This is a genomic window from Roseomonas acroporae, from assembly GCF_023223525.1.
Lineage (GTDB): Bacteria > Pseudomonadota > Alphaproteobacteria > Acetobacterales > Acetobacteraceae > Roseomonas_E > Roseomonas_E acroporae.
The window spans coordinates 1-13,403 of record NZ_JALPRX010000165.1; the positions used below are offsets into that span (position 1 = coordinate 1).

12 protein-coding genes are annotated in these 13,403 nt (G+C 73.0%); all 12 read right to left on the reverse strand.

Annotation, left to right across the window (positions count from 1 at the left end; genetic code table 11):
- The coding region (locus tag M0638_RS26955) for a glycosyl hydrolase family 28-related protein (protein ID WP_248670047.1) at positions 1–1,309 on the reverse strand (1,309 nt) is incomplete at its 3' end.
- 45 nt (positions 1,310–1,354) lie between these two features.
- The gene (locus M0638_RS26960) at positions 1,355–3,904 is read right to left on the reverse strand and encodes a hypothetical protein (RefSeq protein WP_248670048.1); all 2,550 of its coding nucleotides are present in this window, start codon (positions 3,902–3,904) and stop codon (positions 1,355–1,357) included.
- Positions 3,901–5,577 carry a hypothetical protein gene (locus M0638_RS26965; RefSeq protein WP_248670049.1) on the reverse strand — a complete coding sequence of 559 codons (1,677 nt, stop codon included), beginning with the start codon at positions 5,575–5,577 and terminating at the stop codon, positions 3,901–3,903. Before M0638_RS26965 ends, M0638_RS26960 begins: the two co-directional genes overlap by 4 nt.
- Complete coding sequence (locus M0638_RS26970) at positions 5,574–8,129, reverse strand: M15 family metallopeptidase (protein ID WP_248670050.1); 2,556 nt, start codon at positions 8,127–8,129, stop codon at positions 5,574–5,576. Before M0638_RS26970 ends, M0638_RS26965 begins: the two co-directional genes overlap by 4 nt.
- A 135-nt stretch (positions 8,130–8,264) precedes the next feature.
- On the reverse strand, positions 8,265–8,867 hold the full coding sequence (locus M0638_RS26975) for a virion core protein, T7 gp14 family (RefSeq protein ID WP_248670051.1): 603 nt from the start codon (positions 8,865–8,867) through the stop codon (positions 8,265–8,267).
- Positions 8,860–9,324 (reverse strand): hypothetical protein, encoded by a 465-nt coding sequence (locus tag M0638_RS26980; protein WP_248670052.1) that lies wholly within the window; start codon positions 9,322–9,324, stop codon positions 8,860–8,862. Before M0638_RS26980 ends, M0638_RS26975 begins: the two co-directional genes overlap by 8 nt.
- Complete coding sequence (locus M0638_RS26985; protein WP_248670053.1) at positions 9,321–9,551, reverse strand: hypothetical protein; 231 nt, start codon at positions 9,549–9,551, stop codon at positions 9,321–9,323. Before M0638_RS26985 ends, M0638_RS26980 begins: the two co-directional genes overlap by 4 nt.
- Positions 9,548–11,632, reverse strand: coding sequence for a hypothetical protein (locus M0638_RS26990; RefSeq protein ID WP_248670054.1), 2,085 nt, complete (start codon positions 11,630–11,632; stop codon positions 9,548–9,550). Before M0638_RS26990 ends, M0638_RS26985 begins: the two co-directional genes overlap by 4 nt.
- A complete protein-coding gene (locus tag M0638_RS26995) occupies positions 11,629–12,351 on the reverse strand; it encodes a hypothetical protein (RefSeq protein ID WP_248670055.1) in 723 nt (240 codons plus the stop codon). Before M0638_RS26995 ends, M0638_RS26990 begins: the two co-directional genes overlap by 4 nt.
- Before the next feature lie 12 nt (positions 12,352–12,363).
- Positions 12,364–12,738: a hypothetical protein gene (locus M0638_RS27000; RefSeq protein ID WP_248670056.1), complete on the reverse strand. Its 375-nt coding sequence runs from the start codon at positions 12,736–12,738 to the stop codon at positions 12,364–12,366.
- 10 nt (positions 12,739–12,748) lie between these two features.
- Positions 12,749–13,180: a Bbp16 family capsid cement protein gene (locus tag M0638_RS27005; RefSeq protein WP_248670057.1), complete on the reverse strand. Its 432-nt coding sequence runs from the start codon at positions 13,178–13,180 to the stop codon at positions 12,749–12,751.
- Between the two features lie 15 nt (positions 13,181–13,195).
- On the reverse strand, positions 13,196–13,403 hold a 208-nt coding region (locus M0638_RS27010; RefSeq protein ID WP_248670058.1), incomplete at its 5' end, for an HNH endonuclease.

Below are 13,403 nucleotides of genomic sequence, written 5' to 3' on the forward strand. Positions count from 1 at the left end.
TCAGCACGAAGGGCCGCGCGCCGGCGCCGGACGTGGTGTCGCCGGTGGTGACGATGCCGCGCTCCACTTCGACGATGCTGTTGTCCCGCGCGACCACGCCCTCGCAGCCCGAGAAGTGGACGCCGATCTGCCAGTTGTTGATGTTGCACCGGCTGACGGTGCAGTAGACCGGATGGCCGTTGTGGTAGAGGCCGCCGGCAGTGCCCCGGAAGCGCACGCCCACCGCACCGCGCGCGAGGCCGGTGTGCGGCGCGCCGGCCACGCCGTTGAAGTCGCAGTTGACGATGTGCCCGAAGGCGGCCGCCACGGTGTCGATGCCGATGGTCCAGCCCGTGAGCTGCGCCGGGATGTCGGGCCCCTCGAAGGAGCAGCCCTCTACCAGCAGGCGCGGCCAGATGCCCGGCCAGGTCAGCGAGGCGGCCGAGAAGTCGGCCAGCAGCGCCGTGCCGCGGTTGGTGCCCTTCTGGCGGAAGGTGACGCCGCTGACGTGGAGCGCCTGCCCGTAGGCGGCATACACGAGGGAGATGCCGCAGGAGGGGAGGTCGTCCCAGATCAGGACCGAGGCGGCCTTGCCGTCGCCGGCGATGGCGACGAGCGCGCCGCCGGTGATCTGCGCCGTGAGGCGGAAGGTGCCGCGCGGGATGCGCAAGCCCTTGCCGGTCTGCACTGCCCGCGTCACCGCTGCCTGGATGGCAGCCGTGTCGTCCACGAGGCCGTTGCCGACCGCGCCGTAGTCCCGGACGTTCACCCATTCGGCGAAGCGGTCGGCCAGCAGGCGTGGCGTGGTGCCGTCCGCGGCGATGACGGTGGTGATGCTCGCGCTCGCCGGGTCCACGGCGATGACGGCGCCGGCGCTGTCGAAGCCCAGCACCCGGTTCGCCCGCAGCGGCGCCGCCGGGAGGGAGCCGATTGACGCCTCCGGGGCTGGGGCCCGGATCGACTGCGCGATGCCCAGCGCAAGCTGCTGGTCCGACATGGCGAGCGCATCGAGACTGTCGGTGACGACCTGCGGGTAGAACCCGTCCTGGTTGTTGACCGCGAGCCTCTGCGTGTACTCGACCACACGCTCGACGGTGATCTGCTCACCGGAGGCGGGCGGGGGCCCGTAGATCGTGACCGAGCCGCCGACACCGGACGGGTTGGGCGACAGCAGGTAGCCGGCGGGCGGCACCAGCGCGGGCGACGCCCCGGCCACCGTCCGCCAGACGCGGACCTGATTGGCGGACAGGAAGCGGAAGGTGAACGGGAAGGCGGTCGCCACCCCGTTGCCAGCCGAAACGTTCTGCGTGTTCGTCGTCAGGACCGACATGCCGGGATTTTCCCGGCGTCGGCCTATGGCACTCCACCACCCAGGCTAGAACAGGTCGAGACCGATCCGGTCGTAGGGCTGCTGGAACGGCTCCTGCCCGTAGTCCTGCCGTCGGCGCTGGTCCTGGCGGGTGAGGTAGCCGGGCGACAGGGCCTCGCGCAGCTCGTTCAGGACGAGATAGTTCAGGGCCGGGCGCAGGTACCAGATGTTGATGAACGGCGTGGAGGCGAGCGCGCGGCTCAGAACCTCGCCCGCACTGGCTTCACCAGAGCGGGCTTTTCCATAGAGGTTGAGCCAGCCCGCGATTTCGCCGGCGGCGGGACCTGCCGCCGTCTCCAGAGCAGTATTGCCGCTGCGAGACACTTCACCAAAAAGGAAGTCGCCAGCGATCCCCAGACCACCACCTTGGGTGAGCGCAGCCAGGATCGTCTTGAGACGCGGAACGCCATCTTCGTCCACCACCTCGCGCGGCGTGTAGCCGCGCAGGGCGTCCTTCGCGGTCATGGCAGCATAGCCCATGACGAGCGTGCCGGCGATCAGCGCGCCGATGTGCGCCCCGCCTGCGCTGGCCCCGCCCGCGCCACCCTGCCAGGCACGCCCCAGCACGCGTTGCGTGAAGGCGATGGGGTAGCCCTTGAACTGCATGATGAAGCGGATGGCCTCGCCCGGCACCGTGCCGCGCGACAGGCCGGCGGTGGTGAAGCGCTGGGTCGCGGCGTCCGCCTCCAGCACGGAGGACCGGGCCTCGTCGGCGAAGTAGCGGCGCAGGGCGAGCTCCACGGTGCGGCGGCCATCGGCGGCGCTGCGGCCGAATGCCCGAGCGGCATCGTCGGGCATTGCCGCGATGCCCTCGGGCGAGAGGTACGTGCGCCCCTCGATCTGCGTCGCGCCATGGGTCCGGATCGCGTCCCAGAGATCCGGCGTGATCGCATGCTGGCTGAGCACATGCTGGAGCCGTGGGTTCAGTTCCCCGAACGGCAGATGCGCGCTGCCGCCGAGGTTCGCCGACAGGATGCGCGCCACGGATGCCCGGTTCGCGTCGGTCCACCACGTCAGGCCCGTCCAGCGGAAGAAGTGGCTCATGGCCGACTGCATCGCGCCTGGCGTGCTGTCGTTGGCGACGTGCGGGCTGACGATGTGACCCAGCAGGCCCTCGAAGCCCTCGCCGATCAGGTAGGCCAGTTCCCGCGCCTCGCCCTTGCCGCGGCCGGCCAGGATACCGCCGATCTGCTGGGCGATAGCCTCGCCGAACGACAGCCCGTTGAAGCGCAGGTTCAGCACCGCGGTCGGCAGATCGGTGATGCTGGAGACCGTGGCGCCGCCCAGCTTGCCGAGGGACTGCACCGCCCGGATGCTGCCGGCCACGTCCGCGATGGTCCTGCTGGTCGGGATCAGGCTCGCGCCCGAGGCGATGCGGAAGGCGGCGCCGATGCCGAGCCCGGCGTCCGCGCGGAGGGACGCCTTCACCTTCGCCTTCTCGGCCGGCGGGATCGTGTCGTCCCGGTCCACCCGTCGGCGCAGGCCGTCGAGAACGGCATCGAGCGTGGCGCCGGGGTTCGGGCCCAGCATCTCCATCTGCGAGGCGTTCAGGGCCGCCTTCGACAGATGCCCCACCATGCCGTCGAAGATGTGGCCGTGGCCGAACTGCTGGCTGTAGGAGAGCCAGTCGTCGGCCGACTTGAAGTGCAGGACGCGGTGCCGCTCCAGCGCGCGGGCGACGTTGCGCGGGCCGACGAAGCCGTCGCCCGGGCTGGGCGCGCCCCGATCCGGCTGGAAGACGATGTTCTCCCAGACGTTGCCGAGGATGCGGCGCACCTCGGCGGGATCGGTCACACCCTCGAAGGTGCGGTCGAGGTCGAGCTTCGGCAGGATGGCGTCGATCCACGCGTCCTTCGTGACCGTGCCGATCCTGTCCGCGTCGTGGATCTGCGAACCGGCCCAGCCGTCCAGCCTGCCGATGTTCGCGCCCAGCCGGTTCAGGTCGGTGCGGCTCATCTCTGCCGCATCAGCGAGCACCTTGGCTACCTTCTGTGCATCGGTGTTGCCGGTGCGGCCGGGCGCGCCGTTCTCGCGCAACTCCATCATCTCGCGCACCACGTCGTCGAGGAACGCGCGGTCGCGCAGCATGCCCTCGACGTGCGGCACCTCGCGGATCAGGTTGGCCTGCATCGTGCCGACGTACCGGCCGAAATAGGCCTGCTTGGTCGCGGCGATGGAGTGCCGGCCGCCTTCCACGCCCCGCGTGGTGCCCTCGAACATGGCCAGCACGGCGTTGCGGTACTTGTTCCCGGGCGACCACCGGAACGCCGGCCCGACCCCGGCCTCGACCAGCGCCTCGACGTGCCGCGTCGCCCGGTCCCGCGCGAGCACCGACAGGGCCGCGTGCTTCTTCGCCAGCGCGGCGTCGATCCGGACCCGCTCGGCATCCTCCGCCACGGCCTCGCGGAGCCGCTGGTCGAGGCCGTCGATCCGGCCCTCGGCCTCCAGCGCCTTCTTCCGCCGGTCCACGGCCTCGAACACGTCGGCCACCTGATCATCGGTCAGGTCGCGGCCGGCCGCCGAGCGGATCGCCGCGGCGCAGTCCTTCCAGCTCATGCGGCGTTCCTCAGCGTGCAGGCGGCGGCCTCTTCCAGCGCCTTCGCCAGCGCCTCGCCCTCGGCGGCAGCCTCGTCGCCGGCGCGCAGCGCCGCCTCGTCGGCCGCCGTGACCCGGCCCTCGGCGCGCAGGGCATCCACGTCGCGCAGAGCCGCGGCCGTCTCCTCCGCAGCCTCGGTCCGCTCGGCGCTGGCCTGGCCGGGCTTGTCGGGCGTGGGGCGCGCTTGCTGGGCCGGCGGCGTCTCGGCCGGGGCCGGCGTGAGGCTCTGCCGGCGCATGTGGTCCTCGGCCTGGATCGCCTCGCGGTACCAGCGGTAGGCGTCGTTCATGTTGGCGGCGTGGAGGGCGGCGGCTTCGGGGGCGGAAAGGTCGGAAACCGGGTTTCCGCCCTTTTCCGCCGGTTTCTGCCTGACGCCGGCTGGCGCCTCGCCGGCCGGGGACGCATTGTCGGCCGCCCGTGCGGCCTCGGCCCCCGCCGGCTGGATAGCCTGCTCCGGGGCGCGGACAGCCTCGCCGCCGATCTGGGTTGCCGGCACCACCTCTGGCGCCGCGCCCATGTCATCGGCGGCGCGAGCGGCAGGAGGCGCCTCGACCGGGCGGGGCGCCATCGGCTCGGCCCCGCGCTCACCCGGTGGCGTGGCATCCTCGGCCAGCCGCGCCGGAGCCGTCTCGGGCTCGCCGGCCGCGCGCGGCGCCGCCTCAACGCGCTGCTCCTCCACCCGCGCCGCGACCGCCGCCTCGAAACCCTCCCGCGTCAGCGGCGTCCCATCCGGCGCGCGGGGCAGCGCCAGTCGCTCGCCCGGCGGCGCGTCCCGCCGGATCATGCCCTCCACCTCGGGCGGGGCCGAGCGCACCGCGGCATCCTCGGCCAGCCGCCCGGCCACCGGCGGGGCATCAATCGGCCGGCCCGCCGCCACGTCGCGCGCCACCGCATCCAGCACCCGGCCGGACGCCACCGGGTCGGCGAACCGAGACAGCGCCGCGCCGGCGCCGCCGAACGCCCCCCCGACGATGGCGCCCATGGCAAGGTCCGCGAGCACCCGGCCGAAGGTGATCTCCTCGCCGTAGCGGGCGTCCGAGCCGTAGGTGATCGGCGCCACGGCCGCGTTGCCGAGCACGCCCTCGATGGCGCCGCGCGCCATGCCGGCGGACAGGCCCGGCCCGGCCAGGAACTCGGCAGCGCGGGTGGCCGCCGTCACCTCGGCGGCCCGGCCGATCAGCCCGAGGCCGCGCGAGAGGGGGCCGGCGAAGGGGATGTAGTTCTCCGGGCTGAACGCCCCGCCGAGCATCTGGGCACCGAAGCCGAGACCGCGCTCGAACAGGCCGGGGTCACGCGCCTGCTGCACCCGCGCCCGTTCCTGCCGGTCGTCCCACTCGCGCGCGATGGCCTCGGCCTGGCCGCGCGTCAGGCCCTCCCGGTAGGGCACGTCGGGCCGGGCGAGGCCCGACGCCTGCCATTCCTCCCGGCTCATCGGCGTGGGGTCCAGCCGCGCCCCGCGCACCTCGCCGCCATAGGTCCGGAGCGCGCCGAACAGGCTGCCCTGGAACCCCTGGTCCACGGCGGCGCCGAGGCTCTCGCCCATGGTCGGGCGCCGCTGGCCGAGAAGCGCCGAGAGGCGGTCGATCTCGTCCTGCGGGAGGAAGTCGGGGGCGGGGGCGGCCGTCTCGCTCATCGGCCGGCCACCTGCTGGCCCCGGAACTGCCAGTGCCAGGGCTCGCGGGGGATGGTCTCGAAGCCGAAGCGCCCGGCATTGGCCTGGAGCCATGCCACGGCCTGCGGGGTCAGCGGCCGCACCTGCCCGCCGGGCCCGCGCTCACCGAGGTCCACTGCCTCGCCCAGCCCGTGCCGGCTGTGCCCCGGCTCTGCCGCGAAGCCGCCCTGGCTGTAGCGCCCCTTCCGGGCGGCGAGGTCGCGCTGCTGGTCCAGCGTGCGATAGCTGTCGGACGGCGCGAGGTCGAAGCCGGCCGCCCGCGCCTCGGCCACCATCTGCTGGTAGGCGGGGGCCACGGCGGGTGCGAGCCGGTGGTTGCCGCCGATGGACACCAATTCCGTGTCCGGCAGGTTCCCGTTGCGCGGGTCGGCGGCGGCGCGCGGGCCGGGGGTGGCGGGCGGCGCCGGCGCCGCCGGGCGTGGCGGGTCGGGCAGATCCCAGCCCTCGATCCGCTGCGCGCCCGTCCTGGTTCCGAGGTTGCCGATCAAGCCCTGGGTGACACCGCGCCGCGCCGCCTCATTGATCTGATCCGCCGTGGCCGTGAACAGCACGCCCCGGATGCCGCGCTCGCCCTCGCCAACGAAGGCGTACTGCCCCTGCCCGAAATCCACCCACTCGCCGTTGCGGGCGTTCCGGACGACCTCGCGGTTGATGGCGAGCTGGTCGGCGGTCCGGCCGGAGGAAACATCGGTCGGCAGGCGGGCGATCCACCCATCCCGCAGCGCCACCAGCCCACGCCGCAGCCCGTCGCCACTCTCCATCCCCGGCTGGAGCGTCATGGTGGCGACGCCCGGAATGACCACCGGCCGGGAGCCGGCGAACACCGTGTCCATGGCGCGTGACACGGCGCGGTCGGGCGTCTCCCCTTGCGCCACAAGGCGTTGCGCGACGCCCTGCACCATGTCGGCATAGGCATCGAGGCGGTTCGTCCCGGCGCGCCCCTCCCGCCCAATAAGGGTGCCGGCGGCGCGCGCCACCTGCATGCGCGGGTCGGAGAACACCCGCTCCATCGCCGACCGCAGCTGCGGCGCCTCGCCGGCGCGCCGCACCCGGTCATCGGCCTCCGACGTGAGTTGCTGCGTCAACTCCATGGCCGCTCGCTGCTGCGAGGCATCGCCTCGGGCGAGGTCAGCAATCACGGCGATGGATCCGCGCGGCATCCGGCCGGCGTCGCCGCGCGCCTTCTCCAGCGCCTCGATCGTCTGCTGCCGCACCGCCGGGTCCTGGATGCCGTTCACGGTGGCGATGACGCGGGTGGCGAGCGCTGGATCGGCCTGCGACTGGACGAACTGGCGCGTGATCTCCTGGAGGTCGCCGGACGAAAGCGCCGACACGGGCCGCCCCCGCGCCGCCATCACGCGTTGCGCCAAGGCGGTGCGCTGGTTGATGGTGGACGGATCCGCGAGGTTCAGCGGCGGGATCTCGTCCTGCCGCACCAGTCCGTCCCGCACGGCCTGCCCCAGCCCGTCCGTCGCGTAGCCCTCCCGCTGCTGCTGGGCGGTGGCGCGCATCCTGTCGCGGACCGCGAGGTCGGCATCGGAAGCGGCGCCCGCCCGGATCCGCTCCTGCGCCGCGGCGAACATCTCCCGCTGCTGCGGGAGGGGGGCCATCCGGAACTGGTCCGTCAACCGGGCATTGGCGATGGTCGCCCGCACCAGGGGCTCGGCGTCTGTCCCCCGCGCCAATTCCAGGGTCTGCGCCGCGCGGTCGGCAGGGACGATGCCCTGCGCCGCGAGAGCGTTCCATTCGCCGAGCGCCACGAGAGCCCGCCGCTCCCGGCGGTTCATGTCGGCCTCGGCGCGACGCTGCGCGGCCTCGGCCTGCTGCTCCAGCCGCAGGACGCCGGCCTGACCCCGGTCCTCCAGCCGCAACCGCTGCTCCGGGGACAGGTTGCCGGTCAGGCGCGGGTCGCTCAGCGCCCGCAGCCCGGCATGTGGGTCGTCGCCCACCAGCCGGTTCAGGGCCAGGAACTCGACGCTGCCGGCGAAGCGGGTACGGAGCCGCTGCGCGTCGTCCTGGCCGATGTTGCCGGCCGCGAGTTGCCCGGCCACTGCGGCATCGAACGCCATGATTGCCGCCTGCCGCCCTTCCGGGCTTCGGGCCATGTCTGCGTTGCGCGATTGTGCCCGTTCGGCCTCGCCCAGCAGCGCTAGGCCGCTGTCGCGCGCCCGCCCGCGAGCCTGTCCTTCGACCCACCGTAGGCGCCCCGCTGCCTGCTGATCGAACTGCGCGCCGATCCAGGTGCGGTCATCTTCGTTGCCGGCGCCGTCAACCGCCGCCTGCCGCAACCGGGCCACGCCCTGCTTCCACGTGTTGCGAACCCCATCAGGGTCGCGCTGCTGCTCGACCTGGGTTTCCAGTTCAGCCAGCGAAGTGACCATGCCGGCAAGCTGCGTGGTCCGGCGGTTGACCGTCTCCTGCTGGATCTGCTCCCGCGCCATCCGGTCGAGCCCGGCCGCCGCCTGATCCAGCCGCGCCGCGCCCTGCTCAAGCGCCTGCCCGCCCTGCGCCATGGCGCCGGCCTGCCGCTGCGCCGCCTGCGTGATGCCCTCGCCGAACGCGCCGGCGGGGATGTTGGGCATGACCGTGCCGTTCGCGCGGACGCGGCTGCCTTCGAAGGCTCCGGGGACTTGGGGCATGCGCCGCTCCTACCCGAACATCTTCTGGTAGCCGGCCGTCTTGCTGAACGTGTCCCACCGGCTGCTGAACTGCGACGCGCCCGAGAGCAGGGACCCGTACCCGCTCAGCGCCGCGCTGTCGGCCTGCATGCTCGCCGTCGCCGCGTTGATCTTGCCGGCCGTGACCGCGTTCGCCCCGGCCTGCCGGTACATGTCGGCCTCCTGGTTCAGCCCCAGGGCCCGCAGCCCGGCGTTGTACCGGGTGTTCGCCACGTCCAGCCCGCCGGCCTCGGCCGTGTCCTCCTGGATGGTCAGCGCCGAGCCGCTGTTCGGGTCGAGCCCGTTGGCCGCGAACACCGCGCGCTGCTGCCCGAGGCGCGCCGCGTTCTGCCGCTGCTGCTCGGCCGCCGCCGCCTCGCCCTGCTTGCGCACCGCGTCGGCGTTGTTGCTCGCCACCTGCGCCTGGTACTCGTTGGCCCGGCGCTGGTTCTCGGCCTGCACCTGCGCGACCTTGCCGCTGTACTGCGCTGCCGCTGCCTGTTGCTGAGAGCCCGCATAGGCGACGCCGGTGCTGGCCGCTGACGCTGCGAGCCCGGCCAAGGCAACCCAGGTGGCGCCTGTGAAGTCACACATGGCCGACCTCCTTCCAGAACGGATAGAACGGCCGCCCCTCGACCCCGAACGGCACCGCCGGCTCCAGCCGGAACCCCATCCGCACCAGCCAGCGCACCGACGCCCGGTTCCGCACGTCCACGTGGTTCCGCAGCACGCGCCAGCCGTCGCCCAGCAGCGCGATCCACTGCGGCGCCTCGCGCAGCCACGCCCGCGCCTGCCGGTCGGCCGCCGGCGTCGCCAGCATCCAGATCACCGCCTCGCCCAGCAGCGCCGAGCCCGGCACCACGCCGAACATCGCCGCCGGCTCGCCGTCCGCCTCGGCCGTGATCGCCATGGAACTGGCCGCGTGCGACAGCGCCAGTCCGCGCGCCGCCGGGATGCCGGAGGACGCCGCCACCTCGGCCACGTCGGCCGGCCGCAGGCGCGGGCCGATCCACGCCACGTCGGCCGCCTCGGCCGGTCGGTAGGCGATCACGACAGCACCCGCTGGCGGTAAGACGCCATCTTCGCGTCGGCTTCCGGGTCGCCAACCCAGCGCAGGACCATCTCGTTCAGTGCCACATCGCAGGCGACACACAGTCCGCGCGGCGTGTTCCCGTCGGCGCAGATGTCCCACTGGAACCGCGACGGTTCGCCGCAGCGGAAGCAGGGCACTCGGCGGATGCCAAGGGCGGTGTAGGGCTTGCGACGGCGCCGGGTCACGACCCCACCTCCACCTCGGGCATGATCCCCAGCACCGTGCAGGGCAGCGGGCGCGTCTGCCGGATCAGCATCGACCCGTAGTGGTCCCACTCGCCGGCCACGTTGAGCTCCTCCGTCCCGGTCAGCAGCGCCGTCGGCGCGCCCCATGCCTCGAAGCGCCGCTCCTTGAACTCGCGCCACTGCGGCTCGCGCTCGGCCCGCTCCGGCGAGATCGCCACCTCCAGGCCGCGCGTGTTCTCCACCGCCAGCCGCACCTGCGACACCCGCTTGCGCTTGCCGATGATGGTCCCGCCCTGCTGCCCGAGGTCGAGCGGCAGCGTCTCGGCCAGCGCCGTGAAGGGCAGGCCCACGGTCACGATGCTGGCCGGCCGGTCGAGCGTGATCGTGCCGCCGGCCACCGCGCGCGGCGTCACCACGTTGCCGTCCGCCAGGATCGCGACCGTCCGCCCCTCCAGGTGCCCGAGCCCGGAGATGGTCGTCGCCGGCGCGCCGCGGTACTGCAAGCCGCAGTCCACGAACCATGCCTCGGCCGGGTTGGTGCCCTGCGGTCCGATCCGCCGGGAGCGCATCCGCTCGACGGTGATGGCGCCGCCGCGGCGCACCGCGCAGTACAGCACGTCCTCGCCGTCCTCCGAGACGCTGCACACCGAGAGGAACTGCCCGTCCGTCTCGTGCCGGTGCCAGGCGTACACCTCCTGCTCGCGCAGGAACGTGAAGCCCAGCAGCACGCCGTCGCTGCGCACCGCCCACACGACCTTGTGCGGCTCGGCGCACCACGCCCAGTCCACGATGGTGTAGCCGGTGAACAGGTGTGCCGAGAGCACCGAGAGGTCCTGCCCGACGTAGCCGTTGGCGACGTTGTTGTAGGCGAGCCCGCGCACCGCCGCGCCCTTGGCCTGCACGTAGAGCAGGTCGAAGTTGACCGTCAGCGGCGGCACGTCGCTGGCGCCGACGAACACCTGCGGCTTGACCAGGATCGAGGCCGCCGTCAGCACGCCGCTGTCGCCGCCGGACACCGACCATGCGGCCGAGGCCGTCAGCACGATCAGGTCCTGCAAGGCGATCAGGTGCCGGATGCTGTTGCTCTCGCGCGAGGCCAGGGTCGCCGTGATCGCGTCGTCCGGCTGCAACGGATTGGCCGTGTCGAAGCTGGTGAAGTTGGCCGAGCGGCTGAAGTTGAGCGTCTGCGGCGTCGCGGTGCCGCCGCCGAACACCTGCCGCTGCTGGTAATAGCCCACCGTCGCGGGCCAGCCATCCACGAACGGGTCGTTCGCCTCCACCGGGCCGTCCGCCAGGTCGGGCAGCGCGTTGGTGTCCACGAAGGTCTGGTCCTCGGTGGCGCCGATGAAGCCCCACCCGCCCTGGTAGAAGCGGTACACGTTGTAGAACGAGGCGCCGGGCAGCGTGTCCCAGTGCAGCGTGTTGCGGGTGCCGTTCGTCCCGTTGTAGCCGAGGTCGTAGTTGCTGCACGTCGCGTCGGCGCTCAGCGGCCCATAGTCCGGCGGCGAGCGGCGCGCGGCCGCCACGGCGTAGCGGAAGCCCCGCATGGAAGGCGTCGGCGTTCCGCCCGGCACGCTGTCGCTCTGCGCCGTGGCGGTCAGGCCCGTCACCTGCCCGAGCTGCGCGCCGAAATCCACCGGGCCGAAATCCCAGGTCGTCACCCCGAGCCGGCGCAAGGTCTGCGGCGCGTGCGCGGGGTGGGTGATCGTCAGCACGTCGTTCGACTGCACGTACTTGAGGGCGAACAGCTCGCCGGCCGCGTAGGGCGTCGCCACCTCCAGCGGTGCGCCAGCGACGGTCAGGTAGGCGCCGCCCGAGATGAAGCGGATGTAGCCGGCGCCGAACTCCAGCGCATAGGTCTGGTCGACGTTGAAGGTGAACGGGATCAGCCGGACCGCGGCCGTCGCCTTCGCCGTGCCCGTGTACTGCGTGCCGGCCCGGTTGCTGATGCCGCCCTGCGGGTGGACGAAGAAGTTGACGAGCCGCTTGGCGCCGGCCCGCCACTTCGCGAGGTCGGAGCGGTAGTGCAGGCCGGGCGCCAGTTCGCCGGCCGCGAAGCTCGGCTGATAGAGCGTGCTCATCCCAGGATCAGGATCGTCTCGTCCGGCCCGCCGGGCGTGACCGGCAACGTCGTGGTCGCCGGGCCGGGGCAGCGTCCGCCGGCGCCGGGGTCGCGCCCGGCCAGCCAGTCCGGCTCATGGAGCGCGGTCACGGTGCGGCCCTGCATGGTGTTCACCGCCGCCTGCGAGAGCGCCGCGGCCCGCCCTTCCAGCATGGCGCGCTGGATGTCCGCCTTGCCGGTGATCGGCAGCGCCAGGTCGGCCGCCAGCGCCCATGTGAACGCCTCGGCGAACCCCGGCTCCCACAGGCCGGTTTCCTCCACCAGCCGCGTGTAGAGGAGGCTGGCGCCCGGCATGTTGGTGCGGATGACCGGCACCATGGCGCCGCCGGCGTCGCGCGCGCTGCCGGCGGCGAAGGGGACGCGGATGGTGCAGTCCTCCACCGGCCACGCGCCGGGGAACGTCGCGGCCTGCCCCAGCACCGCACGGGGGGTGAGGCAGTCGTCGGGCCGCATATACTGGTAGGCCCACGGTGGCGGCGCGGTGCCCACCAGGGGCATCGCCTGCACCGCCCTGGCGAACCCCCAATCGAGCATCGCCAGGGTGGCGGCGAGCGTCGAGGGGTAGAAGGTCCGCGCATAGGCGGCCTCGGTGCTGTTCTCGTCGATGGACGAGACGGGCGTGCGCGCGGCCAGCCGGGACAGCGCGCGGTTGACGATCCCGAGGTCGATGACCGCCATGGCGCGCGCGGCTCAGCCGCCCTTCTTCTGGCCCTTGGCGCGCGCGGCGCTCTCCTGGGCGTCCTGCTCCTGCGCCGCCGTCTCCTTGGCCGCCTCCAGGCTGGACGCGGGCGCCTCGCCGGCCTCGACGGCATCGGCCTGCGCGCCGACGCGGGCCGCGTCGGGCGTGGGCATGGGCACGATCGGCAGCGGGTCGTTCGGGGTGCGCGGCGCGGCGATGACGCGGGCCGGCTGCCCCGCCTCGGGGATGGTGGTGGCGCCCCGCACCGGCTCCAGGTTGGCACCGGGGGCCATCACGTCCGTGTCCACCTCCACCACGGCGCCGGGCTCCACCAGGCGCTCGCCGATGTAGGAGGGCACGAGGACGCGGAACTGCTGGATCGGCATCTCATCCCCCTCAGACGGCATAGTTGCGGTTGTAGAACCGCTGCATGTCGCGATCGCGCACGAGGCTCGCGGTCACGGCGCCGGCCGTCAGCGGGCCGGCGGCGATCGTGTAGTTGCAGCGGACGTACCGCTGCGTCGGGCCCGTCACCGCCATACGGATGCCGCCCGCCGGGTCGCGCGCGGTGAACGCCGTGTAGGCCACCGGGCCGCTCGACTGGATCGTGGTCCACGTCGAGTTGTCCGGGCTGGTCTGGAGGTCCACCTGCACCGTCGCCGCGCCGGCCGCCGTGGGCAGCGTCGTGAACTGGAACAGCAGCAGCAGTGGCGTCTCGGTGATGCCGATGTCGCGGCTCACGCCGAGGTCCATGGTGTCGGTCGAGGCGCGCGAGACGGTCAGCGCCATCGCGTTGTCGAAGGTGTTGAGGGCGTCCATGATGGTCATGGCTGGGTGATCTCCCTACCAGCAGAGAAGGCCGAGAGAGCGGCCATGTTCGATGGGATGGCGCGCGCCCTTGCTGAGGTTGCAGGCGGCATGGAGCAGGCGCAGGTTGCTACGATCGTTGCTGCCGCCGAGGGCCAGCGGCACGTAGTGATCCACATGGGGCGTGGCGCTCCCGAAGTGCGTAATCCGGTCGATCGTGATCGGTGGATCCGTTTGATCGCGA

Excerpts from the sequence above, each read along its gene's own strand:
- M0638_RS27005 (WP_248670057.1), bottom strand. The coding sequence starts at position 13,180 with ATGACCATCATGGACGCCCTCAACACCTTCGACAACGCGATGGCGCTG.
- M0638_RS26970 (WP_248670050.1), bottom strand. The coding sequence starts at position 8,129 with ATGGCGCAGGGCGGGCAGGCGCTTGAGCAGGGCGCGGCGCGGCTGGAT.
- M0638_RS26995 (WP_248670055.1), bottom strand. The coding sequence starts at position 12,351 with ATGGCGGTCATCGACCTCGGGATCGTCAACCGCGCGCTGTCCCGGCTG.
- M0638_RS26975 (WP_248670051.1), bottom strand. The coding sequence starts at position 8,867 with ATGTGTGACTTCACAGGCGCCACCTGGGTTGCCTTGGCCGGGCTCGCA.
- M0638_RS27000 (WP_248670056.1), bottom strand. The coding sequence starts at position 12,738 with ATGCCGATCCAGCAGTTCCGCGTCCTCGTGCCCTCCTACATCGGCGAG.
- M0638_RS26990 (WP_248670054.1), bottom strand. The coding sequence starts at position 11,632 with ATGAGCACGCTCTATCAGCCGAGCTTCGCGGCCGGCGAACTGGCGCCC.
- M0638_RS26960 (WP_248670048.1), bottom strand. The coding sequence starts at position 3,904 with ATGAGCTGGAAGGACTGCGCCGCGGCGATCCGCTCGGCGGCCGGCCGC.
- M0638_RS26965 (WP_248670049.1), bottom strand. The coding sequence starts at position 5,577 with ATGAGCGAGACGGCCGCCCCCGCCCCCGACTTCCTCCCGCAGGACGAG.